Origin of the sequence: Pseudomonas fluorescens (genome assembly GCF_001307155.1) — a bacterium.
GTDB lineage: Bacteria > Pseudomonadota > Gammaproteobacteria > Pseudomonadales > Pseudomonadaceae > Aquipseudomonas > Aquipseudomonas helvetica.
In genome coordinates, this window is the sequence record NZ_CP012830.1 from 364219 (window position 1) to 389122 (window position 24904).

21 protein-coding genes are annotated in these 24904 nt (G+C 58.9%); 8 read left to right on the forward strand and 13 right to left on the reverse strand.

The features are described from left to right. Positions 1–150: 150 nt before the first annotated feature. The 7 genes from AO353_RS01740 (at position 151) to AO353_RS01770 (ending at position 8735) form a co-directional block, all read left to right on the forward strand. Positions 151–2274: a TonB-dependent receptor plug domain-containing protein gene (locus AO353_RS01740; RefSeq protein WP_054593409.1), complete on the forward strand. Its 2124-nt coding sequence runs from the start codon at positions 151–153 to the stop codon at positions 2272–2274. Between the two features lies 1 nt (position 2275). Further along, positions 2276–3205: an ABC transporter substrate-binding protein gene (locus AO353_RS01745; RefSeq protein ID WP_054593410.1), complete on the forward strand. Its 930-nt coding sequence runs from the start codon at positions 2276–2278 to the stop codon at positions 3203–3205. Next, positions 3202–5100, forward strand: a complete 1899-nt coding sequence (locus tag AO353_RS01750; RefSeq protein ID WP_054593411.1) for an ATP-binding protein — start codon at positions 3202–3204, stop codon at positions 5098–5100. Before AO353_RS01745 ends, AO353_RS01750 begins: the two co-directional genes overlap by 4 nt. 246 nt (positions 5101–5346) lie before the next feature. Continuing rightward, positions 5347–5862, forward strand: a complete 516-nt coding sequence (fabA, locus tag AO353_RS01755) for a 3-hydroxyacyl-[acyl-carrier-protein] dehydratase FabA (protein ID WP_010211704.1) — start codon at positions 5347–5349, stop codon at positions 5860–5862. Between the two features lie 11 nt (positions 5863–5873). Continuing rightward, a complete protein-coding gene (gene fabB / locus AO353_RS01760) occupies positions 5874–7094 on the forward strand; it encodes a beta-ketoacyl-ACP synthase I (protein WP_019692305.1) in 1221 nt (406 codons plus the stop codon). A 274-nt stretch (positions 7095–7368) separates the two neighbouring features. After that, entirely contained in the window at positions 7369–7785 is a 417-nt protein-coding gene (locus tag AO353_RS01765) for an OsmC family protein (RefSeq protein ID WP_054593412.1), read from the forward strand. A 62-nt stretch (positions 7786–7847) separates the two neighbouring features. After that, a complete protein-coding gene (locus AO353_RS01770; protein ID WP_054593413.1) occupies positions 7848–8735 on the forward strand; it encodes a pirin family protein in 888 nt (295 codons plus the stop codon). An 83-nt stretch (positions 8736–8818) separates the two neighbouring features. Here the strand turns inward: AO353_RS01770 and AO353_RS01775 are convergent, their stop codons facing one another. From AO353_RS01775 to AO353_RS01790, 4 genes are all read right to left on the reverse strand, one after another. Continuing rightward, on the reverse strand, positions 8819–9547 hold the full coding sequence (locus AO353_RS01775; protein WP_054593414.1) for a dienelactone hydrolase family protein: 729 nt from the start codon (positions 9545–9547) through the stop codon (positions 8819–8821). 66 nt (positions 9548–9613) lie between these two features. Then, positions 9614–11518: a molecular chaperone HtpG gene (gene htpG / locus AO353_RS01780; RefSeq protein WP_054598153.1), complete on the reverse strand. Its 1905-nt coding sequence runs from the start codon at positions 11516–11518 to the stop codon at positions 9614–9616. 89 nt (positions 11519–11607) lie between these two features. Continuing rightward, entirely contained in the window at positions 11608–12060 is a 453-nt protein-coding gene (locus AO353_RS01785) for a PaaI family thioesterase (RefSeq protein ID WP_054593415.1), read from the reverse strand. After that, positions 12057–12533, reverse strand: coding sequence for a PaaI family thioesterase (locus AO353_RS01790; protein ID WP_054593416.1), 477 nt, complete (start codon positions 12531–12533; stop codon positions 12057–12059). The genes AO353_RS01785 and AO353_RS01790 overlap by 4 nt, the downstream gene beginning before the upstream one ends. 160 nt (positions 12534–12693) lie before the next feature. Between AO353_RS01790 and AO353_RS01795 the strand changes: the two genes are divergently transcribed. After that, the gene (locus AO353_RS01795) at positions 12694–12933 is read left to right on the forward strand and encodes a hypothetical protein (RefSeq protein ID WP_054593417.1); all 240 of its coding nucleotides are present in this window, start codon (positions 12694–12696) and stop codon (positions 12931–12933) included. A 66-nt stretch (positions 12934–12999) separates the two neighbouring features. Here AO353_RS01795 and AO353_RS01800 read toward each other — a convergent pair whose 3' ends face one another. The 9 genes from AO353_RS01800 to AO353_RS01840 form a co-directional block, all read right to left on the reverse strand. After that, on the reverse strand, positions 13000–13401 hold the full coding sequence (locus AO353_RS01800) for an MAPEG family protein (protein ID WP_054593418.1): 402 nt from the start codon (positions 13399–13401) through the stop codon (positions 13000–13002). Next, a complete protein-coding gene (locus AO353_RS01805) occupies positions 13401–14138 on the reverse strand; it encodes a DUF599 domain-containing protein (protein WP_054593419.1) in 738 nt (245 codons plus the stop codon). The genes AO353_RS01800 and AO353_RS01805 overlap by 1 nt, the downstream gene beginning before the upstream one ends. 254 nt (positions 14139–14392) lie before the next feature. After that, positions 14393–15706 (reverse strand): branched-chain amino acid transport system II carrier protein, encoded by a 1314-nt coding sequence (gene brnQ / locus AO353_RS01810; protein WP_054593420.1) that lies wholly within the window; start codon positions 15704–15706, stop codon positions 14393–14395. 341 nt (positions 15707–16047) lie between these two features. After that, positions 16048–16929, reverse strand: a complete 882-nt coding sequence (gene sucD, locus AO353_RS01815; protein ID WP_017127973.1) for a succinate--CoA ligase subunit alpha — start codon at positions 16927–16929, stop codon at positions 16048–16050. Continuing rightward, positions 16929–18095, reverse strand: a complete 1167-nt coding sequence (gene sucC, locus AO353_RS01820; protein ID WP_007919879.1) for an ADP-forming succinate--CoA ligase subunit beta — start codon at positions 18093–18095, stop codon at positions 16929–16931. The genes sucD and sucC overlap by 1 nt, the downstream gene beginning before the upstream one ends. Positions 18096–18291: 196 nt before the next feature. Then, positions 18292–19728: a dihydrolipoyl dehydrogenase gene (gene lpdA, locus AO353_RS01825; protein ID WP_054593421.1), complete on the reverse strand. Its 1437-nt coding sequence runs from the start codon at positions 19726–19728 to the stop codon at positions 18292–18294. Between the two features lie 111 nt (positions 19729–19839). Beyond that, on the reverse strand, positions 19840–21057 hold the full coding sequence (gene odhB / locus AO353_RS01830; RefSeq protein ID WP_054593422.1) for a 2-oxoglutarate dehydrogenase complex dihydrolipoyllysine-residue succinyltransferase: 1218 nt from the start codon (positions 21055–21057) through the stop codon (positions 19840–19842). A gap of 42 nt (positions 21058–21099) precedes the next feature. Next, positions 21100–23931, reverse strand: coding sequence for a 2-oxoglutarate dehydrogenase E1 component (locus AO353_RS01835; protein WP_054593423.1), 2832 nt, complete (start codon positions 23929–23931; stop codon positions 21100–21102). 262 nt (positions 23932–24193) lie between these two features. Beyond that, positions 24194–24898 (reverse strand): succinate dehydrogenase iron-sulfur subunit, encoded by a 705-nt coding sequence (locus AO353_RS01840; protein ID WP_054593424.1) that lies wholly within the window; start codon positions 24896–24898, stop codon positions 24194–24196. Positions 24899–24904 lie beyond the last annotated feature (6 nt).

Here is a 24904-nt window from a genome sequence, read left to right on the forward strand (position 1 = left end):
GGCGGTCCAGCGTCGGCCAGCCCCTCTATCAATTAGCGGCACTTGTAGGAAGCAGACCTCCAAAACCTGGGAAAATGCCGGTAACGTGACTGGAAAACTCGAACAGCTCGGTTAACATGCGCGGCAATCAACTGCGATCAAGGCTGTACCGTGTCTGCTGGCCCTCCTCACCTTCGCTCCTCGCTGGTTCTGGCGCTGATGCTCTGCGACCCGCTGTTGGCCGATGACCTGTTTCTCGACAACACCGCACTGCCCCAGGTATTGACCGCCACCCGACTCAAACAGTCGGCGGCCGCCGTGCCCGGGAGCATGACGGTAATCGACAGCGAACTGATCAAGGCCAGCGGCGCCCGCGACATCAGCGAATTACTGCGGCTGGTGCCGGGGATGATGGTCGGTAACGTCAGCGGCAACCAGGCCGCAGTGAACTATCACGGCACCAACGCCAGCGAAGCGCGACGCATGCAAGTGTTGATCGACGGCCGTTCGGTGTACCGCGCAGGTCTGGCGACCGTGGACTGGAGTGACATTCCGGTAGCCATGGAAGACATCGAGCGCATCGAGGTGTTCCGTGGCCCGAACACTGTCAGCTATGGCGCCAACGCGCTGATGGCGGTGGTCAACATCATCACCCGCGCACCGGCCAACAGCCACGGCACGCGGCTGAAAGTCGCTCGCGGTGAACGTGGGATCAACGACTGGTACGCCAGCCAGGGCAGCGGTTGGGAGACCGGCGACCTGCGCTTGTCGCTGTCCGGCCAGGAAGATGACGGTTTCGACTCGAACCGCCTGGGAGCGGACTACCGCGACAGTCGCCGCTTGAACCGCGTCAACCTGGCCGTCAGCCAGACGCTCAATGAGCAGCAAAGCATCGATTGGCAACTGAATGCCAAAGACGGCACCAACCAGCGGCCTTATACCTACCGCCCGGTGTTTTCCGGGATTACCTCGGCGGGCGACAACTCTGACGTGATTGCCAAGGATTACGCCGGTTCGTTGCGCTGGAACCTGGAGCTCAACCCGGATCACAGCCTTTACGTCCAGGGTTCGGCGCAGCACTGGGATCGCCAACAGGTCTGGCGCGCCTGCGACGCCGAAGTGTCGTTCAGTCCGCAGCTCACCCAACTCTGGCAGCTCGACCCCAACTATGCCGAGCGCCTGGCGCGGCACATGGAAAGCTATACCGGCACTGGTGCACCGCACGGCACGCCGACCGAGCAGGCACTGGCCAACCAAGTGCTCGATCAATGGAAAGGTGGCGCCAACCGCACGGTCTGCGGTGACATCGACCAGAGTGCCCGCGAGTCGCGCTACGACCTGGAATTGCAGGACACCCTGAGCCTGTCCGACAGTCTGCGACTGGTCAGCGGCATGAACTATCGATACGACCGGGCCGACTCCGAAACGTACTTCAATGGCACTCTCGACGACTCTATCTGGCGGTTGTTCGGCCAACTGGAGTGGCGTGCCAGCGAGCACTGGCTGTTGCAAGGCGGTGCGATGTACGAAAAAACCGAATTGGTCGGCGACTCGCTAACCCCACGCGTGGCAATCAATTACCTGATCAACCCGCGCCACGGCCTGCGCGCGGTGTATTCGGAGGCCATCCGCTCGCCCGACATGTTCGAGAACAACGTCAACTGGAGCTATCAGGTGACCAACCTCAGCCCCGGTGCCTACGGTCAGTCCAGTGCCCGTTACTTCGTCAAGACCCGAGGTCCCGGCAACCTCGCTCAAGAACACATGCGTTCGCGGGAACTGGGGTATAACGGCTTCTTCGCTGACCTTGGGCTGAACGTCGACGTGAAACTGTTCTACGACGAAATCACCGACATGATCAGCGAGCCGCTGCGCAACAATCAGTACATTGCCAGCAACAGCAATGCCTCGCGCTTCAGCGGCTCTGAAACCCAGCTTGACTGGCGTGTCAGCACCGCCGACCGGCTGCGCCTGACCTACGCCTATGTCGATGCCACGGCCAGTAACCCTCTGGACGAACAATTCAGCGCACGCAACAGCGGCTCCGCCGGTTGGCTACGCGATTGGGGCAACGGCTGGAACAGTGCACTGTTCTACTATGGCGACGACGCACTGAATGGCTACCGCTTCGAACGTATCGACACGCGCATCGCCAAACGTATTGCGCTGGGCAAGGCCAATCTCGAACTGGCCGGTATCCTGCAACAACGCCTCGACAGCCAGCCGACCACCTTCGTCGACAACAACTACGACTCGCGCCATGCGCTCTACTTCAGCGCCGAGTTAGAGTTCTGACATGGCCCTCAACCAGACACGTACCCGCTCCCCCCGAAGCCGCCGGCCTTGGGTTTGGGGACTGTTGCTTGTCTGCCTGGGCAGTTTGCCCGTGCGTGCTGCCGACGTGTTGCTGACCGGCGCCGAGGACAGTCCTGGCGTGCAGGCCTTTACCCGCGCCCTGGCCGAGCAGCGCCCCGAAGACACGGTGCGCTTCGCACGCCTTGCCGACCTCCCCGCGCCGTCCCGGCTACCCGCCGCGACCCGACTGATCCTGCTTGACCTGCCGAGCCTCGACTGGCGCCTGCAAGACAGCGAAGGGCCGGCGACGCTGGTGCTGCGCATCAGCCGCCTTCAAGCCCATCAGCGCCTGGGTAATGCCCTGCCCCTGCACCTGAGCCTGCTATGGAGTGATCCACCGCCAGGCCGCCAACTTCACCTGATCCAGGCCCTGTTGCCGCAAGTCCGACGGGTCGGCGTGCTGTACGGGATGAACAGCGAATTCCTGCTCAAGGAACTGCACCACGCCGCGCACCGGCTGGGGCTGGAGATCGTCGCCGAGCGTTGGGACAACACCAATGACAGCCGGCCTCTGCAAACCCTGTTGAAGAACAGCGACGTACTGTTGGGGCTCGACGACCCTGACCTGTACAACCCCAAAACCGCCAAGAATCTGCTGCTCAGCAGCTATGCCCGACAGCTTGCGTTGATCGGCCCCAACGCCGGGTTCGTCAAGGCCGGCAGCCTGGCCAGCACCTACAGCGATCAAGGCGATTGGCTGGCCGTTCTGGATAACGTGCTTGACCGTCCACCGGCCAGCTGGCCGCGCACCCTCTATCCGCAGCGCTTCAAGGTATTAAGTAACCCGCAAGTCGCTCGTTCCTTAGGCATCGAACAAATTGACCCCACGGCTGTTGCAACACAGTTGGCCGAAGGAGAAAACCGCCCATGAACCTGCGTCGCCATTGGGGCATCAATACCCGCACCCAGATCATCAGCCTCGGCCCGGCGCTGCTGCTGACGTTGCTGCTGATCGGCTTCTTTACCGTCGTGCGAATTCAGGATTTACGCCAGGAGCTCAACCACACCGGCCAACTGATCGCCAATCAACTGGCCCCGGCCACCGAATACGGGGTGATCTCCGGCAACAATGAGGTGCTCGAAAGCCTGATGAAAGCCTCGCTGACAACGCCGCACGTGCGTTTTCTCGAGGTGCAGGACAACGCCAACAAGGTCTTGGTGCACGTCGAGCAGCCTTCGGAAAACCGCCAACGCTCGCAACAGATCGAAGTGTTTCAAGCACCGGTGCGCTTGCAACGAATCAGGCTCAGCGACGATTTCCTGCAGGGGCCACCACCGGCAATCGGTCCTTCCGAAGACTATCTGGGGCGTGTCGTCGTCGGCATGTCCAACGATGCCTTCAGTCAGCGGCAACAGGAGATCCTGCTCAAGGCCGCGATCCTCGCACTGTTTGCCCTGCTCTTTACCTTCCTGCTGGCGCGGCGCCTGGCCGCCAGCCTGTCGGAGCCCATCAGCGCCATGGGCAATGCGGTGAAAGCGATTCAGCAAGGCGACTACAAAAAGCCGCTGCCGATCGTCGACGATTCAGAACTGGGCGACCTGTCGCGCCACATCAACAACCTCGCCGATGGCCTTGAGCTCGCCAGCCGCGAGCAGCATCAGGCCATGGCGCAACTGATCCAGACCCGCGAAGAAGCGGAAAAGGCCAACAGCGCCAAGTCCGACTTTCTGGCGATGATGAGCCATGAATTGCGCACACCGATGAATGGTGTGCTGGGCATGCTGCAACTGCTCGAAACCACCAACATGACCGAGGAGCAGATCGAGTACGCCGCGCTGGCGTCGGAGTCTACCGAGCACTTGCTCAAGGTCATCAACGACATTCTCGACTTCTCGCGCATCGAACGCTCGGCCCTGGAGCTGGAGCACATCCCGTTCAACCTCGCCGAGCTGATCAACAGCTGCGCCCAGGCTTTCCAGCACAGCGCGATGCAACGCGGCCTGAGCCTGGAGCTGCAGATTCCGGACGACATGCAAGCCTTGCAGGTACAGGGCGACCCGACGCGGATCCGGCAGATCCTGGTCAACCTGATCGGCAATGCCTTGAAGTTCACCGAGAAAGGCCGGGTAACGATCGAGCCGCAGTGGCAATCGCTGGACCACGAACTGCTGTGGTTCACCTGCACCGTGCGCGATAGCGGGATTGGCATTTCGGCCGAAAGCCTGGAGTTGATGTTCAACGCCTTCCAGCAGGCTGACAGCTCGATCTCCCGACGTTACGGCGGCACCGGCCTGGGCCTGCCGATTGCGCGCACGCTGGCCGAGCGGATGGGCGGCACACTGCGTGCCCAGAGCGAGGAAAGCCGAGGCTCGGTATTCACCCTGGAAATTCCGCTGGCGCGGTCCAGGCAGACACCACCGGCCCTGGCACCGCGCACGCCTGCCGGCAACGACCACGGCGAGGGGCGCAATGTGCTGCTGGTAGAAGACAATCCGGTGAATCGGACCGTCATCGAAGCTATGCTGCGCAGTCTGGGCTTTACTGTCAGCGTCGCCACCGATGGAGCGCAGGCGGTACGCAGTGCCGAGAGCCTGATTTTCGAGGCGATTCTGATGGATTGCCGGCTACCGGTTATCGATGGTTACGAAGCCACCCGACAGATCCGTCAATTGCCCGGCTGCACGGACCTGCCCATTATCGCCCTGACCGCCAACGCGCTGCAGGGTGACCGCGAGGCCTGCCTGTCGGCGGGGATGAACGATTATCTGGCCAAACCTTTCAAACGCGCTGATCTGCAGCAAATTCTGCAACGTTGGGTACGGTAGTGGGGAGTGATCCTCCATCTGCGACTGGCGTGAAAGGCGAAAGTGCGGCAGTCTTAGGCACCTTGACAGCTCGGAATCGGGCTTGAAAAATAATTTCAGTGCACAAGTGTACATTCATGTCCCTTGTGCTGTGACTTTCACCACAACGCAATAGTCTATGAGTAGGCTGCCGGTTCGAAGCATGAACGCTTCGATCGGCCGGGAAGATTTGCCCCACCTGCCGCATGGGACTATTGAGGAGCTCGCATGACCAAACAAAACGCCTTTACCCGGGAAGACCTGCTGCGCTGCAGTCGCGGTGAGCTGTTCGGCCCTGGTAACGCGCAACTGCCCGCCCCGAACATGCTGATGGTGGATCGCATCACTCATATCAGCGAAGAGGGTGGCAAGTACGGCAAAGGTGAATTGGTCGCCGAGCTGGATATCACTCCGGACCTGTGGTTCTTCGCCTGCCACTTCGAAGGTGACCCGGTGATGCCAGGCTGCCTGGGCCTCGATGCCATGTGGCAGTTGGTCGGTTTCTTCCTCGGCTGGCAAGGCCTGCCGGGCCGCGGCCGCGCCCTGGGTTCGGGCGAAGTGAAATTCTTTGGCCAGGTTCTGCCGACCGCTAAAAAAGTCACTTACAACATTCAGATCAAACGCGTCCTGAAGGGCAAGCTGAACCTGGCCATCGCCGATGGTTCGGTCAGCGTCGACGGCCGCGAGATCTACACCGCCGAAGGCCTTCGGGTCGGCGTATTCACATCCACTGACAACTTCTAAGGGTTATCCGCATGCGCCGCGTCGTTATCACTGGTCTGGGCATCGTTTCGTGCCTGGGCAATGACAAAGAGACCGTCTCCGCTAACCTGCGTGCAAGCCGCCCTGGCATCCGGTTCAACCCGGAATATGCCGAAATGGGTCTGCGTAGCCAGGTTTCCGGCTCCATTGACCTGCCACTCGAAGAGTTGATCGATCGCAAGATCTATCGCTTCGTCGGCCACGCGGCGGCTTACGCCTACCTGGCCATGAAAGACGCCATTGCTGACTCCGGCCTGACCGAAGAGCAGGTTTCCAACCCGCGCACCGGCCTGATCGCCGGTTCCGGTGGCGCATCGACCCTGAACCAGATGGAAGCGCTGGATATCCTGCGCGAAAAAGGCGTCAAGCGCGTCGGCCCATACCGCGTAACGCGGACCATGAGCAGCACGGTTTCCGCTTGCCTGGCCACTCCATTCAAGATCAAGGGCCTGAACTACTCCATCGCTTCTGCCTGCGCCACCAGTGCTCACTGCATCGGCAACGCCATGGAACAGATCCAGATGGGCAAGCAGGACGTCGTGTTCGCCGGCGGCGGTGAAGAAGAGCATTGGAGCCAATCGTTCCTGTTCGACGCCATGGGCGCACTGTCCAGCCAGTACAACGAGACACCGGAAAAAGCTTCCCGTGCCTACGACGCCAAGCGTGACGGTTTTGTCATCGCCGGCGGTGGCGGCATGGTCGTGGTCGAAGAGCTGGAACACGCTCTGGCCCGCGGCGCGAAGATCTACGCGGAAATCGTCGGCTACGGCGCGACTTCCGACGGCTACGACATGGTCGCTCCAAGCGGCGAAGGCGCCATCCGCTGCATGCAGATGGCCATGTCCACCGTCGACACGCCGATCGACTACCTGAACACCCACGGCACTTCGACTCCGGTCGGCGACGTCGCGGAAATGAAAGGCGTGCGTGAAGTCTTCGGCGACAAGGCTCCAGCCATCAGCTCCACCAAGAGCCTGTCAGGTCACTCCCTGGGCGCCGCCGGCGTTCACGAAGCGATCTACTGCATGCTGATGATGGAAGGCAACTTCATGGCAGGTTCTGCCAACATCGAAGAACTGGATCCTGAAGTGGCTGATATGCCAATCCTGACCAAGACTCGCGAAGACGCCACCATCAACACCGTGATGAGCAACAGCTTCGGCTTCGGCGGCACCAACGCCACTCTGGTCCTGAAGCGCTGGCAGGGCAAATAACGCCCCGCTGCTTCGCTGCACATGAAAACGCCCCGACTGGTTCGGGGCGTTTTTTATTGGGCGTTTACAAAGGTAGACCAGGTCGACTTCATCGCGGGCAAGCTTTGCTCCTACGGTTCGTGTGATCTGTAGGAGCGGGGGGGGCGCCCAGCCCTTGCCCGCGATTGCGCCGCCATGATTTCAATCTGAGTGGAACACCTGAATCGCTGGATGCTCTATAACTGCAAGGTCTATTTCTGACGCACACTCTTTCTTACTGCCCATGAGGTTTGTCATGACCATTACCGTCAATACCGAATCCAGCGAAGGTTTTCGTCACAGCATCCAGATCGACGACCATCAACTCTTCGCCGATGTGCCCAAAGCCTCCGGCGGCGAAGGTTCCGCACCAGAGCCCCACGATTACTTCGACGCAGCGCTGGGCGCCTGCAAGGCACTGACCCTCAAGCTCTACGCACAGAAGAAGGAAATCCCGCTGACCGGCGTCACGGTCGAGGTCAAGCGCGACAACAGCCAGGAGCAGAAAGGCAAATACGCCCTGCATGTCAAACTGACCCTCAAAGGCGTACTCACCGACGCCCAGCGTGAAGAGTTGCATCGTGTGGCCGACCGCTGCCCGGTGCACAAGCTGATGACCACCAGCGAAGTGACCATCGAGACTCACCTGTCTGAAGGCGCCTTCAGCCAATAGCGGCAAACACAGGCTGTGCGGGTTATGCTCAGCGGCATCACTCGTACAGCCTGGAATGCACCATGAACAGCCCGCTCGTGATCCGCCCACGCACCGAAGATGTCGAAGGCCAACCGATCCTGCGCCCGCTGCCGTCGGCCCAATGCCGAAGCGTCGGGCCTTTCGTGTTTTTCGATCACATGCTTGAAACCCGCTACCCGGCCGGCAAGGGCATGAACATCCGCCAGCATCCGCACATTGGCCTGTCCACCCTCACCTACCTGTTCGAAGGCGAGCTCCAGCACAAGGACAGCCTGGGCTCTGACCAGATCGTGAAACCGGGCGACGTCAGCTGGATGACCGCAGGCAGTGCGATTGCTCACGTCGAGCGCACTCCAAAAGCCCTGTGGGATACCGACTTCAAGATGCACGGCCTGCAAATCTGGCTGGCCTCCCCCAAAGCGCACGAACAAGGTCCTGGCCATTACAGCCATCACCCGGCCGCCAGCCTGCCGGTCAGCGATAACCTCGGGGTGAAGATCAGGATGATTGCCGGCAAAGGCTTTTGCCTGGAGTCACCGGTGCCGGTGCTTTCCCCTACGCTGTACGCAGAGCTTGAGCTGAAAACGGCGACGACCTTGCTGATCCCTACCGAGCATGAAGAACGCGCCCTTTACGTGCTGGACGGTGAAGCCCAACTCAATGGCGAGCCGATTGAACCGCACTCGCTAATAGTGCTGCCTGCCGGGGAAGAAATGGACCTGTTCGCCGAAAGCGATTGCCACGTCATGCTGTTTGGCGGCGCACCCATGGACGGGCCGCGCCGGATCAACTGGAACTTCGTCGCCAGCGATCCCGCGGTGATCGATGAGGCCCGCCGACGCTGGGCGGCCGGTGATTGGCCAACCGTACCGGGCGAGAGTGAGCGGATCGAGTTGCCTACAAAACCAGCTCCACCGACACCTCTGTAACTGATCGTTCCCACATTCAAGAGCGGACGCGGAGCGTCCATTGAGGCATTCCCACGCGGGGCGTGGGAACGATCACTGGGGCGTCAGCCGTTGAACACTTCATCCAGCAAGTTGTGCATCGACACAAAGGCCCGCTTGGCGGTCTTGGCGTCGTACATCATCGTGCCCGGCACATTGGCGTGCGGATCGGTAAAGGAATGCACCGCGCCGCCGTAGCTGAGCAATTGCCAATCCACGCCTGCAGCATTCATTTCAGCTTCGAAGGCCGGCAGTTGCTCTTTCGCCACCAATGGATCGGATGCACCGTGCAACACCAGCACCGAGCCCTTGATGTTTTTCGCATCGGCAGGATTCGGCGTATCCAGCGTACCGTGGAACGACACGGCAGCCTTGAGCGGCGCGCCGGTACGGGCCAGCTCCAGAGCACAGCAACCGCCGAAGCAGAAACCGAACGCTGCCAGTTTCGACGTATCGACCGCTGCTTCACCCTGGCTCTGCAACGCAGCGAATGCCGCCTGCATGCGCTTGCGCAACAACGCACGATCATTCTTCAGCGGCATCATCGCCGCGCCCGCCTCGTCGCCATTCTGTGGGCGAATCGACTGCCCATACAGGTCAGCAATCAACACTACATAACCTTTGGCTGCGACCTCCTGGGCAATCTTCTCGGCCCCGGCGCTGACACCCATCCAGTTCGGCGCCATCAGCAAGCCCGGACGTGGGCCTGTGTGGCCGGCGTCGAACGCCAGACGACCTTCGTAAGACTGCCCCTCAATCTGATAGACCACGGAACGCACAGTAACTTGGCTCATGACTCACTCCCGTAAAGAAACGCCAGAATGAAAAAACCCGCCGAAGCGGGTTTTTCTACAACTCAGTTAAACCGACAGTTCAACCAGCAGCTTGTTCAGACGGCGCACATAAGCGGCCGGGTCTTTCAAGCTGTCGCCGGCAGCCAGGGCTGCCTGATCGAAGAGGATGTGCGACAGGTCGCCAAAACGCTCTTCGCTCTGCTCACCGTCGAGTTTTTCGATCAGCGGGTGAGCCGGGTTGAATTCGAAGATCGGCTTGGAATCCGGAACCTTCTGACCGCTGGCTTCGAGGATCTGACGCATTTGCAGGCCAAGGTCCTGCTCACCGATCGCCAGAATCGCCGGAGAATCGGTCAGACGGTGGGAAACCCGCACTTCGCTGACGGTTTCACCCAGCGCAGTCTTGATCCGCTCAACCAGGCCTTCCTTGCTCTTGGCGACTTCTTCTGCGGCTTTCTTGTCCTCTGCCGAGTCCAGGTTGCCCAGGTCCAGGTCACCGCGCGCCACGTCGACAAAGCTCTTGCCGTCGAAATCGCTGAGGTAGCTCATCAGCCACTCGTCGATACGGTCGGTCAGCAGCAGCACTTCGATGCCTTTCTTGCGGAAGACTTCCAGGTGCGGGCTGTTCTTGACCTGTGCATAAGTTTCACCGGTCAGGTAGTAGATCTTGTCCTGACCTTCCTTGGCGCGAGCCAGGTATTCGGTCAGCGAGACCACTTGCTCACCCTCTTCACCCTGGGTGGAGGCGAAGCGCAGCAGGCCAGCGATTTTCTCTTTGTTGGCGAAGTCTTCAGCCGGGCCTTCTTTCATGACCTGACCGAAGTTTTTCCAGAAGCCCTTGTATTGCTCAGGCTCGTTCTTCGCCAGTTTTTCCAGCATGTCCAGAACGCGCTTGGTCAGCGCCGACTTCATCGAATCGATGATCGGGTCTTTCTGCAGAATTTCCCGCGAGACGTTCAGCGACAGGTCGTTAGAGTCGACCACACCTTTGATGAAACGCAGGTACAGCGGCAGGAACGATTCAGCCTGGTCCATGACGAACACGCGCTGCACGTACAGCTTCAGGCCGCGTGGTGCTTCACGCTGATACAGGTCGAACGGAGCACGGGCCGGCACGTAAAGCAGCGAGTTGTACTCCAGCTTGCCTTCGACCTTGTTGTGGCTCCAGCTCAGCGGGTTCTCGAAATCGTGAGCGATGTGTTTGTAGAACTCCTGGTATTCCTCGTCTTTGACTTCGGTACGCGGACGGGTCCAAAGAGCACTGGCGCGGTTGACGGTTTCCCATTCAACGGCTGGTTTCTCTTCGCCTTCGGCGGCTGCCACTTCTTTCGGCAGCTCGATCGGCAAAGCGATGTGATCGGAGTACTTCTTGATGATGTTGCGCAGACGCCAGCCATCGGCGAACTCGTCTTCAGCGGACTTCAGATGCAGGACGATGCGAGTACCACGGTCTTCCTTGTCGATGGTGGCGACGTCGAATTCGCCTTCGCCCTTGGACGACCAGTGCACGCCTTCGCTGGCAGCGAGACCGGCACGGCGGCTGTATACGTCAACTTTATCGGCAACAATGAATGCCGAGTAGAAACCCACGCCGAACTGACCGATCAGGTGCGAGTCTTTCTTCTGATCGCCGGACAGGTGTTTCATGAAATCGGCAGTGCCGGATTTGGCGATGGTACCCAGGTGGGTCACGACATCGTCACGGCTCATGCCGATACCGTTGTCTTCGAGAGTGACGGTTTTCGCGTCCTTGTCGAAGCTCACGCGGATTTTCAGTTCGGCGCCACCTTCCAGCCACTCAGGCTTGGACAGGGCTTCGAAACGTAATTTGTCGACAGCGTCGGAGGCGTTGGAGATCAGTTCGCGAAGGAAAATTTCCTTGTTGGAATACAGCGAATGGATCATCAGGTGCAGCAGTTGCTTCACCTCGGTCTGGAAGCCCAGGGTTTCCTTTTGAGTTTCCACGCTCATGGTCATCAAACTCCGATTGGATGGCAGTGGCCGCACCCTGAAGGGGTGACGGCGGGATGTCATCAGAGTTGGGGGCTATGCCGAGGATTTCAAGGGCTTGGCGTTTCTTCAATCTTGAAATGCGCACGCGCCGTGGCAATCGGCTCGGTTTGAGTGCTCTGCCACGCGGTTATCGCAACGTTGGCGACCCGCCGCCCCTGACGGCACACCTGGCATTTGGCGTAGGTGTCACGAAACTGCCCGGCACGCAGATAATCGAGGGAGAAGTCGATGATCTTCGGCACACCGGGGGAACCGGTGAAAATCAGCAAATGCAGGGCCGCCGCCAGCTCCATGAACCCGGCTATCACCCCGCCATGAATCGCGGGCAGCAAAGGGTTGCCAATATTGTCCTTGTTCGCCGGCAAACGAAAAAGCAGTTCGTCACCCAATCGCGAGCACTCGACGCCGATCAGCTTGGCGTAGGGAATCATCTGCAGCAGCGAGGCGTAATCGCCACGCTCGTGGGCCTGCTGCAATTGCTCTTTGAAATTATCAGTCATTTCGTCCCACCACTGATGACGCCACCAAAACCTTTGGTGCCTTTGACACCTTTGCCCATGCGCATGAAGGTCCCGACCACGTGGGCGATCGGCTTTTGCGGATCATCCTGGTAAGCAAACCCGCGCGTGAAGATCACGTCAGTCGTCACCCGGTAGCACTGGGCAAAACCATGCACCTCTTTATGCGGCTCGGCCGGATGCATGTAGTCGATACGCAGATCCAGGGTCGGGCAAATCTCGAACTCCGGCAAAACACAGAGCGTTGCCATGCCGCACGCGGTGTCCATCAGCGAGGTAATGGCACCGCCATGAATCACACCGGTTTGCGGATTACCGACGATCTGCGGGCTGTACGGCAACGTGACCGTCAGCCCGTCATTACTTGCGCTGTGCACACGTAACCCGAGCACCTGGCAATGCCTCAGCGCCGATAAAAACCGCGTCGCTCGCTCGAAAACGGGGTTGTCGATCATTCGATAAAGGCTCTTTTTAGTGGTGTTGCATAGCAGCATAGGGACTAAGAAAAAGTTCCCTCCTAGATAAATCTTATATATCTGTAGGAAACATGGAACTTAACCCATGGCGGTGCGTTCGAAAGGGCAAGTAGATACTTTCCACCAGGAGAAACACCCCATGCGTAAGACTTTAGCTATTGCCTTGATGTTGACCGCTTCCCTCGGCATCGCTGCCTGCGGTAAAAAAACCGAGGACAAAGCTCAAGAAGCCACCCAACCTGCTGCACAAGTCCAGCAAAAAATGAGTGAAGCTCAGGATAAAGTGAGCGACGCTGCGAAAGAAGCCGCCGATGCTGCCAAAGCTCAGGTAGATTCGACCAAAGCAGCTACTGAAGAAGCCGCTCCTAAAACCAACTAATCGGTTTTAGTGCAGCAATAATAAAGCCCGCCAAGTGCGGGCTTTATTGTGTTTGTCACTAAAATGTTAGAGCAACACCGTGCGCAGGGTCGGACTAAGCATCAGCAAAAACGAACAGACCAGGCCGACAAACCACACCAGACTTCGTTGCCAGGCCAAGTCTGCCCAGTAGCACAACAAGTAGATCACCCGTGCAATCACGAAGATGACTGCCAGAACGTCAACCAGCCACCCCGCCGTTTGTGTGGTGTGCGCCATCAACACCCCGACCGCAAACAACAGGAAAGCCTCGAAACTGTTCTGATGCGCGGACAGCGCGCGAGCGCCAAAGCCTGTGAGCTGTGCTTGCTGCACACGTGGCAGATGATTGTTGTAACCACCCTGCTCTTTCATGGCCTTGGCCACCGGTATGCGGGCGACGTAAATCAGCACAGCACTGATAAACACGCACCAGAACGGAATACTCATCAGGCCACCTCTTTGATCGCCTCAGGCAATGGCGCCTCTGTAGGGGTATAGACCATTACGTCGAGCACGTCGGAGTGAAACTCCCGGCGATACAACACCAGCACCACACCCGCGCTCATCAACATGAACAGCCACGGGCTGACGAACCAGGCGAGCATGGTCATGCCGAAGTAATAGGAGCGCAGACCGAAGTTGAACTGGTTTGCCGCCATCGAGATCACCCGCGCGGCGCGCGAAGCGAAGGCCTTGCGTTCCGGCTCGGACACATGGCGCTCACCGATCATCGGCGCCGAGCCGATCAGGATCGCCGCGAAGTTGTATTGGCGCATGCACCAACTGAAGGTGAAGAAGGCGTAGACGAACACCAGCGCCAGGCACAGCAGCTTGATCTCCGACATGCCCTGGGAAGCCTGTTGAACCATCGGAATGTCCGCCAGTAACGACAGCGCCCGCTCGGAAGAGCCCAGCACCGTGAGAATACCGGCGAGGATGATCAAGGTGCTCGAGGCGAAGAACGAGGCGTTACGCTCCAGGTTGCCCACCACACTGGCATCAGCGATGCGGTTGTCGCGCAGCAGCATGCGGCGCATCCAGTCTTCGCGGTAAAGGTGCAGCACACTGGCCAGGCACGCGGTATCGCGGCCCTTCCAGATAGCGTAACGGGTGTAACCGCCCCAGCAGATAACAAACCAGAGCGCGGCAAGAATATGGATCAGATTGGTGTGGATGAACGACATGCGTATCCCTGTTAGGCGTTGACAAGGTTGAAACCTGTAGGAGCAAGGCTTGCCCGCGATGGCAGTGTGTCAGTCGACAACTCCGTCGGATGTTATGTCCTCATCGCGGGCAAGCCTTGCTCCTACAGGTAGTGCTTCGACGTTAGCGCAAAGAAAAAGACACCGCCGCTCGCCCATAAAAAATGCCCCGTATCGATTGATACGGGGCATTTCTGTTGTTGCTCAAGGCCTGCTTGTGACGGGCCCTTGAAACGTTAAGCCAAAGCTTCGCTGCGCTTGCCCAGCAAACGGTCGCAGGCAAATGCAACCACCAGGGTAAAGACGCATGGCACCAGCCATGCCAGACCTTGTTCGGCCAGCGGCAAGTGTGCCAATTGAGTCGGCATCCAGTCCGCCAGGCCCGCGCCCTTGAGCGCGTCGATCATGCCGAACAGGAACGACACCAGCATCACCGGGCCAACGATGCGACCTTGCTCCAGCCAGAAATCCTTGCAGAAGCTCAGCGCCACCAAGACGATGCAAGGCGGGTAAATCGCGGTCAGTACCGGGATCGAGAACGCGATCAGCTTGGTCAGGCCCAGGTTAGACACCAGCAGCGAGAACGCTGCCAGGATGATCACCAGTGTCTTGTAGGACAGTGGCAACACACGACTGAAGTATTCGGCGCAAGCACAGGTCAGGCCGACCGCCGTCACCAGGCAGGCCAGAGAGATCAGCACTGCGAGGAAACCGCTGCCGAGGGATCCAAAGGTGTGTTGCACATAAGCGTGCAATACCGCTGCGCCGTTGGTAGCACCGACAGCCACTTCATGGCTGCCCGACCCCAGGCGGAACAGACTCACGTACACCAGCGCCAGACCGACACCGGCAATCAACCCGGCGATGATCGCGTAACGCGTGATCAGGGCTGGAGACTCGACGCCGCGAGAACGAATGGCGTTGACGATCACGATGCCGAACACCAGTGCGCCGAGGGTATCCATGGTCAGGTAACCATTGATGAAACCCTGGGAGAACGGTGCCGCAACGTACTCAGGTGTGGCGGTGCCGATGTCACCCGCCGGCAAGGCGAACGCGGCAATACCGAGTACGGCCAGTGCGATGATCTTCAGTGGCGCGAGGAAACGGCCCACGGTGTCCAGCAGACGGCCCGGGTACAGCGAGATGAAGAACACCAGCAGGAAGTAAACCGAGCTATAGAGCAGCAGCGCCAGCGGGCTTTCGCCGGTCAGCGGCGCCAGGCCCACTTCGAAGGACACGGTCGCGGTCCGCGGGGTGGCGAACAGCGGACCCACCGCGAGGTAGCACGCGGCGGCCAGCACACCACCGGCGATTTTGCCGATCGGGCTGCTCAAAGAGTCCATGGCACCACCGACCTTGGCCAGCGCGACAACGGTGATCACCGGCAGACCGACGGCGGTGATCAGAAAGCCCAGCGCCGCCATCCAGACATTAGGCCCGGACTGCAAACCGACGATAGGCGGGAAGATGATGTTGCCAGCCCCGACGAACAGGGCAAACGTCATGAAGCCGAGTGCCAGGATGTCCTGGCCTTTCAACACTTTCATTAAGGAAATACCACACTACTGAATCGGAATTTAGAGAGGGATTTCCCTTATGGGTGAGGGAAATGCTGTCGGTCCGTATAGGACTGACCCGTTTAGCGCGCAGCGTCCTTGTGGGCAGCAAACGCAAAATGGCGGCTAGCGTAACTAATTTGTCTGACAAACGCACTATTACAGGGCGAACTATCCGATGCGCGACATATCCATGTCGTGTTTTTGCATCTAAATCTCCGTTTGCCGTCAAGACGCCATCGCGGGCCTGTCTGGCAACACATACCCCCGGAAACGACAAAGGCCACCCGAAGGTGGCCTTTGTTTGGTGGAGCGTCAGCTAAGCGCGAGGCTTACTTGACAGCCCAGCCAGTCAGCTCGGCCAGGGCCTTGCCGATGTCTGCCAGCGAACGCACGGTTTTAACGCCTGCGTCTTGCAGAGCAGCGAATTTCTCGTCTGCAGTGCCTTTGCCGCCAGAGATGATTGCGCCAGCATGGCCCATGCGCTTGCCCGGAGGAGCAGTCACACCAGCGATGTAGGAAACAACCGGCTTGGTCACGTGTGCCTTGATGTAGGCAGCCGCTTCTTCTTCAGCCGAACCGCCGATCTCACCGATCATGACGATCGCTTCGGTCTTCGGGTCTTCCTGGAACAGCTTCAGGATGTCGATGAAGTTCGAACCCGGGATCGGGTCACCGCCGATGCCGACGCAAGTCGACTGACCGAAACCGGCGTCAGTAGTCTGCTTCACAGCTTCGTAGGTCAGGGTGCCGGAACGCGAAACGATACCGACCTTGCCTGGCAAGTGAATGTGACCTGGCATGATGCCGATCTTGCATTCGCCTGGAGTGATCACGCCTGGGCAGTTAGGGCCGATCAGAATCACGCCCAGCTCGTCGCACTTGACCTTGGCATCCAGCATGTCCAGGGTAGGAATGCCTTCAGTGATGCAAACGATCAGCTTGATGCCGCCGAATGCTGCTTCCAGGATCGAGTCCTTGCAGAAAGGAGCTGGAACGTAGATCACGCTGGCGGTGGCGCCAGTGGCTGCTACAGCGTCTTTCACAGTGTTGAACACTGGCAGACCCAGGTGCTCGGTGCCGCCTTTGCCTGGAGTTACGCCGCCAACCATCTTGGTGCCGTACTCGATGGCTTGCTGGGTGTGGAAACTACCTTGCGAACCGGTAATACCCTGGCAGATAACTTTGGTGTCTTTATTGATCAGGACGCTCATTATTTGCCCTCCGCAGCTTTAACGACTTGTTGAGCAGCGTCGGTCAGGCTGGTAGCAGCGATGATGTTCAAACCGCTTTCTGCCAGTACTTTAGCGCCCAGCTCAGCGTTGTTGCCTTCAAGGCGAACAACAACCGGGATTTTCACGCCGACTTCTTTCACAGCGCCAATGATGCCTTCGGCAATCATGTCGCAGCGAACGATGCCGCCGAAGATGTTGACCAATACTGCAGCGACGTTAGTGTCGGACAGGATGATCTTGAACGCTTCGGTAACGCGTTCTTTGGTAGCACCGCCGCCCACGTCGAGGAAGTTGGCTGGTTTGCCGCCATGCAGGTTGACGATGTCCATGGTACCCATGGCCAGGCCAGCACCGTTGACCATGCAACCGATGTTGCCTTCCAGGGCTACGTAGTTCAGTTCGAACTTGGCAGCGTGCGCTTCGCGCGGATCGTCTTGCGACGGATCGTGGAAAGTCTTCAGCTTAGGCTGACGGTACATGGCGTTGGCGTCGATGTTGATCTTCGCGTCCAGGCAGTGCAGATCGCCGTCAGCCTTGATCACCAGCGGGTTCACTTCCAGCAGAGCCAGGTCGTGATCCTTGAACAGCTTGGCCAGACCTACGAAGATCTTGGCGAACTGAGCAACTTGCTTGCCTTCCAGACCCAGCTGGAATGCCAGCTCGCGACCCTGGAATGGCTGAGCGCCAACCAGTGGATCGATAGTGGCCTTGAGGATTTTCTCAGGGGTGTCGTGAGCGATTTTCTCGATGTCCACGCCACCTTCGGTGGAAGCCATGAACACGATGCGACGGCTCGAACGGTCAACGACAGCGCCCAGGTACAGCTCTTTAGCGATATCAGTGCACGATTCAACCAGGATCTTGGTGACTGGCTGACCATTGGCATCAGTCTGGTAAGTCACCAGACGCTTGCCCAACCACTGTTGAGCGAATGCTTTAGCGTCTTCTTTGCTGCGAACCAGCTTGACGCCGCCCGCTTTACCGCGACCACCGGCGTGAACCTGGGCTTTGACAACCCACTCGCTGCCGCCGATTTTGTCGCAAGCTTCTGCTGCTGCTTCCGGGGTGTCTACCGCGTAACCGGTCGATACTGGCAGGCCGTACTCAGCGAACAGCTGCTTACCCTGATACTCGTGAAGATTCATGCTTATTACCGTCTTCGTTAGGTACTGCGCATTCGGTGCTGCACTCATTCAAGTGCCGCACCACCTGTGACTGCTGCTTGCGTAGCCTTTCCGGATACCCGGTACAGCTACGCAAGGCTGCGTCCAGCGGATATTCCGCGGTGAGTCTTGCAGGCAAGGCTCACGACGGGCCATTCCGCCGTGGTTTCTTATTGTCTTAACGCTTCTTGCGGTTGGCGATGTGGATGGCGCCGCCATTCACTGCCAGAGCTGCTTCGTGCAAGGCTTCGGACAGGGTCGGATGGGAGAAAACCATCATGCCCAGGTCTTCGGCGCTAGTGCCGAATTCCATGCCGATTGCACCCTGCTGTACCAGTTCTGCTGCGCTCGGGCCAATCACGTGGACGCCCAATACGCGGTCAGTCTTGGCATCGGCGATAACTTTGACGAAACCACCGGTATCGTTGGCTGCCATGGCACGGCCAGAAGCTGCAAACGGGAAAGTGCCGACGTTAACTTCAACGCCTTCAGCTTTCAAGGCCTGCTCGGTTTTACCGACCCATGCAATTTCCGGGTGAGTATAAATAACCGAAGGGATCAGGTCATAGTTCATCTGGGCTTTGTGGCCCTTGATGCGCTCGACAACCATGATGCCCTCTTCCGAGGCCTTGTGTGCCAGCATCATGCCGCGAACCACGTCACCAATGGCGTAAACGCCCGGTACGGTGGTGGCGCAGTGATCGTCAACGTGCACGAAACCGCGCTCGTCGAGGGTCACGCCGCAATCGGCGGACAGCAGATCAGTGGTCACTGGACGGCGACCAACGGCTACGATCAGCTTGTCGAAAGTGATGTTCTGTTCGCCGTTGGCATCGGTGTAGTTCACAACGACTTCGTTGCCGTTCACTTTGGAACCGGTAACGCGAGCACCCAGCTTGATGTCCAGACCCTGTTTGGTCAGGGTTTTCAGCGCTTCCTTGGAAACAGCAGCGTCAGCCGCCATCAGGAAGGTGTCCAGCGCTTCAAGAACGGTAACTTCTGCGCCCAGACGGGACCAGACCGAACCCAACTCCAGACCAATCACGCCAGCGCCGATTACGCCCAGACGCTTAGGTACGGACTGGAATTCCAGAGCGCCGGTCGAATCAACGATCACGTTCTGGTCAACCGGAGCCGGTGGAATGTCGATCGGACGCGAACCTGGAGCCAGGATCACGTTCTCGGCTTCGATGATTTCGACGCTGCCGTCAGGCTTGGTCAGCTCGACTTTCTTGCCGGCCAGCAGTTTGCCGTGGCCTTGCAGGGAGGTCACGCCATTGGCTTTGAACAGGGTGGCAACGCCAGAGGTCAGGCCTTTGACGATGTTGGCCTTGCGGCCGACCATTGCTGGCACGTCCATGGTCACGCCAGCGTGGTTGATGCCGTGGATCGCGAAGCCGTCTTGAGCTTCGTGAAACTTCCAGGAGCTGTCCAGCAGCGCCTTGGACGGAATGCAGCCGACGTTCAGGCAAGTACCGCCGAGGGCCAGTTTGCCCTCTTTGTCGGTGTATTTCTCGATGCAGGCAGTCGAAAGGCCAAGTTGCGCAGCTTTAATGGCAGCTACGTAGCCGCCAGGGCCCGCACCAATCACTACCACGTCGAATTTCTGAGTCATGTGTCATTCCTTCTCGAATCAAACCGGACGATCCCGTTCAGGGGACCGTCGTGGGACGAAGCTGGTCATTACAGATGGGCCGCTCATCGCTGAGCGGCCCGTGCAACGGAATCAGATATCCAGCAGCAGACGAGCCGGGTCTTCCAGCAGGTTCTTGATGGTAACCAGGAAGGTCACAGCTTCTTTGCCGTCGATCAAACGGTGATCGTAGGACAGAGCCAGGTACATCATCGGACGAATAACAACCTGACCGTTGATCGCCATCGGACGCTGCAGAATGTTGTGCATGCCCAGGATAGCCGCTTGTGGCGGGTTGACGATCGGGGTCGACATCATCGAGCCGAATGTACCACCGTTGGTGATGGTGAACGTGCCACCAGTCATTTCGTCGATGGTCAGCTTGCCGTCGCGAGCCTTCTTGCCGAAGTTGGCAATGCCGCCTTCGATTTCAGCCAGGCTCATCAGTTCGGCGTTACGCAGAACCGGCACCACCAGGCCACGGTCGCTGGACACGGCAACGCCGACGTCAGCATAGCCGTGGTACACGATGTCGCCACCGTCGATGGAAGCGTTGACAGCCGGGAAGCGTTTCAGCGCCTCGGTAGCCGCTTTCACGAAGAACGACATGAAGCCCAGGCGCACGCCATTGTGGGACTTCTCGAACAGGTCCTTGTACTTCGAACGCAGGGCCATGACTTCAGTCATGTCGACTTCGTTGAAAGTAGTCAGCATCGCCATGTTCGACTGGGCTTCAACCAGGCGCTTGGCCACGGTTGCACGCACGCGGGTCATCGGTACGCGCTTCTCGGTGCGGTCGCCAGCGGCGAACACAGGAGCAGCGGCAGCCGGGGCGGCAGCCTTGGCAGGTGCGGCAGCCGGAGCAGCGGCCTTGGCAGCAACTGCAGCAACCACGTCTTCCTTGGTCACACGACCGCCTTTGCCAGTACCGGCAACGGAAGCGATGTTGATGCCGTTTTCTTCAGCCAGCTTGCGAGCAGCCGGTGCAGCAACAGGATCATCTTCGCCAACAACGGACAAAGCAGCAGCCTGTGCAGGTGCAGCAGCGGCAGCCGGAGCGGCGGCAACAGCACCGCCCTCCCCGATGGAGCCCAGGACTTCGTCGGACAGAACGGTGTCGCCTTCGTTCTTAACGATAGCGCCCAGTACGCCATCAGCGGTAGCCAACACTTCCAGTACGACTTTATCGGTTTCGATGTCGACGATCAGTTCGTCGCGCTTGACCGCGTCGCCCGGTTTTTTGTGCCAGGTGGCAACGGTGCCATCGGCAACCGATTCCGGGAAAGTGGGGGCTTTGATCTCGATAGCCATTGTCTGTGGTTCCTTAAATTCGGTTTCAGGTGCGCGAAGGCGTTAAACAGTAAAGGCGTCTTGCAGCAGTTTTTCCTGCTGCTCGGCGTGCATCGATGCATAACCACATGCAGGTGCAGCAGAAGCGTCACGGCCCGCGTACTCGAGTACGAGAGACTTGTTGTGACCGCCAACGATGCGGCGCATGTGATGCTGGCTGCAGTACCAGGCACCCTGGTTCATCGGCTCTTCCTGACACCAAACGACGTGTTTGAGGTTGGAATAAGGAGCCAGGACTTCAATCAAGTCGTCCTCAGGGAATGGGTACAGCTGCTCAAGACGCACGATGGCGATGTCGTCACGACCTTCGGCACGGCGTTTTTCCAGCAGGTCGTAGTAGACCTTGCCGCTACACAGCACGAGACGAGTGACCTTTTTCGGATCATGCGCATCGATTTCCGGAATAACGGTCTGGAACGAACCTTCGGCCAGATCTTCCAGGGTCGAGATGGCCAGCTTGTGACGCAACAGCGACTTCGGAGTCAGCACTACCAATGGTTTGCGCAGAGGACGAATCACCTGGCGACGCAGCAAGTGGTAGATCTGGGCCGGCGTAGTCGGCATGCACACCTGAATGTTGTGCTCGGCGCACAGCTGCAGGTAACGCTCCAGACGAGCCGAAGAGTGCTCCGGACCCTGACCTTCATAACCGTGTGGCAGCAACATGGTCAGACCGCACAGACGGCCCCACTTGTGCTCACCGCTGGTGATGAACTGGTCGATAACCACTTGGGCACCGTTGGCGAAGTCGCCGAACTGGGCTTCCCAGATCACCAGCGCGTCAGGCGTGGTGGTGGAGTAGCCGTATTCGAACGCCAGTACGGCTTCTTCGGACAGGAACGAATCGTACAGGTCGAAACGTGGCTGGCCTTCGTACAGGTGTTGCAACGGGATGTAGGTGCCCGCGTCTTTCTGGTTGTGCAATACCGCATGACGGTGCGAGAACGTACCGCGGCCGATGTCCTGGCCGGTCATGCGAATCGGGTGACCTTCGAACGCCAGGGTCGCGTACGCCATGGTTTCGGCGTAACCCCAGTTGATCGGCAGGCCGCCGGCTTGCATTTTCTGACGGTCTTCGTAGATCTTCGCAACCTGGCGCTGAACCACGAAACCTTCCGGGATTTCCAGCAGTTTGGCGGACAGCTCTTGCAGGGTCTTCAGATCGAACGTGGTGTCGTGACGCGCAGTCCAGGCGTGGCCCAGGTACGGACGCCAGTCGACGAACAGCTCTTTGTTCGGCTCCTTGACCAGGCTTTTCACTACGTGCAGACCGTTGTCCAGCGCGTTGCGGTATTCGTCGACTTTCGTCTGAACACGCGCAGCGTCAAGCACACCACTCTGGGTCAGGCGATCGGCATACAGCTCACGCGTGGTGCGCTGCTTGGTGATCTGCTGATACATCAGAGGCTGGGTGCCGCTTGGCTCGTCCGCTTCGTTGTGGCCGCGACGACGGTAGCAGACCAGGTCGATCACCACGTCACGCTTGAACTGCATGCGGTAGTCGATGGCCAGCTGGGTCACGAACAATACGGCTTCCGGATCATCACCATTCACATGGAGGATCGGCGCCTGGATCATTTTCGCAACGTCGGTGGCGTACTCGGTGGAGCGCGAGTCTTCCGGGTTGCTGATGGTGAAACCAACCTGGTTGTTGATCACGATGTGAACCGTACCGCCAGTCCGGAAGCCGCGAGTCTGCGACATCTGGAAGGTTTCCATGACCACGCCCTGACCAGCGAATGCCGCGTCACCGTGGATGGAAATCGGCAGGACTTTCTCACCGGTCGGATCGTTGCGACGATCCTGACGGGCACGGACCGAACCCTCGACCACTGGCGAAACGATTTCCAGGTGGGACGGGTTGAAGGCCATGGCCAGGTGGACTTCGCCGCCTGCGGTCATCACGTTGGAGGAGAAGCCCTGGTGGTATTTAACGTCACCGGAACCCAGCTCGACCTTCTTCTTGCCTTCGAACTCGTCGAACAGCTCGCGCGGGTTCTTGCCGAAGGTGTTGACCAGCACGTTCAGACGGCCACGGTGGGCCATGCCGATAACGATTTCCTTGGTGCCGTAGGAACCGGAGCGCTGGATCAGCTCGTCCAGCATCGGAATCAGGCTTTCGCCGCCTTCCAGGCCGAAACGCTTGGTGCCCGGGTATTTGGTACCCAGGTATTTTTCCAGACCTTCACCTGCAGTGACGCGCTCAAGCAGATGGCTCTTGATGTCGGCCGAATACACCGGACGACCACGCACGCCTTCCAGACGCTGCTGGAACCACTGGCGCTGCTCGGAATCGACGATGTGAGTAAATTCAGCGCCGATGGTGCGGCAATATGTCTGCTGCAACGCTTCGTGAATTTCGCGTAGGCTCGCTTCCTCTTTGCCGATGAACAGGTCGCCGGCACGGAAGGTCGTATCAAGATCGGCATTGGTCAAGCCGTAATGATTGATCGACAGGTCTGCAGGTGCAGGACGCTGCCACAGCCCCAGCGGGTCAAGCTGGGCTGCCTGGTGGCCACGCATACGGTAGGCCTGGATCAGTCGCAGCACTTCAACTTGCTTCTTCTCGTGCTCACTGCTCACGCTGCCGGCGGAAACCGGTTGGGCGCGGCGCTGGTTCTTTGCCAGCAGCACGAAATGATCGCGAATCGTCGAGTGCGATACATCGGTGGCAGCGTTGCCGTCAGCGGGCAACGTCTGAAATTTGGTGCGCCATTCTTCTGGCACAGCGTTAGGGTCGTGCAGGTAGAGCTCATAAAGCTCTTCCACATAGGCAGCGTTACCACCTGAAAGATAGCCGCTGTTCCACATGCGCTGCATCACGCTTTCTTGCATGCTTGGTCACCCTCGGTTAGGGGAACACCATCGGCGAAGACACCGAGCAAGCTTGCAGAAGTCCGAGTGCAGCGACCAAAACAAGCCACTTAGGATCACGCTGATAGTCCGGGTACCAGCCCGGATGCCCCTGCTTGTCTCATTTCTTCAAAATAAGAGCCGCAGCCTTGTGGGCTGCCACTCTGGTTATAGCCAAGACGCGGGTTGAAGCCCGCGCCTTAGCCTCTACGGGTACAGCAGTTCTACGGGTACAACAGCTGAATCACACGCCGCTTTGCAGCAGCATGTTACGTATGTGACCGATGGCCTTAGTCGGGTTCAGGCCTTTCGGACATACGTTGACGCAGTTCATGATCCCGCGGCAGCGGAATACGCTGAACGGGTCATCCAGCGAAGCCAGACGCTCGGAAGTCTTGGTGTCACGGCTGTCTGCCAGGAAGCGGTAGGCTTGCAGCAGAGCAGCTGGACCCAGGAACTTGTCCGGGTTCCACCAGAAGGACGGGCAAGAGGTCGAGCAGCAAGCGCACAGGATGCACTCGTACAGACCGTCGAGCTTTTCACGCTCTTCAGGAGTCTGCAGACGCTCGATGGCCGGAGCCGGCGTGTCGTTCTGCAGGAAAGGCTTAACCTTTTCGTATTGCTTGTAGAAGATGCTCATATCGACGACCAGGTCACGGATAACCGGCAAACCTGGCAGAGGACGAACGATCAACTTGTTACCTTTGACGACGGCAGACAGCGGCGTGACGCAGGCCAGACCGTTTTTGCCGTTGATGTTCATGCCGTCGGAACCGCAAACACCTTCACGGCAAGAGCGACGATAGGAGAAACCCTCGTCCTGCTCTTTGATCAGGGCCAGCACGTCCAGCACCATCAGGTCTTTACCACCGGTGTCGACCTTGAATTCCTGCATGAACGGCGCGGCGTCCTGATCAGGGTTGTAGCGATAAACACTGACTTGCAACATGGCGGC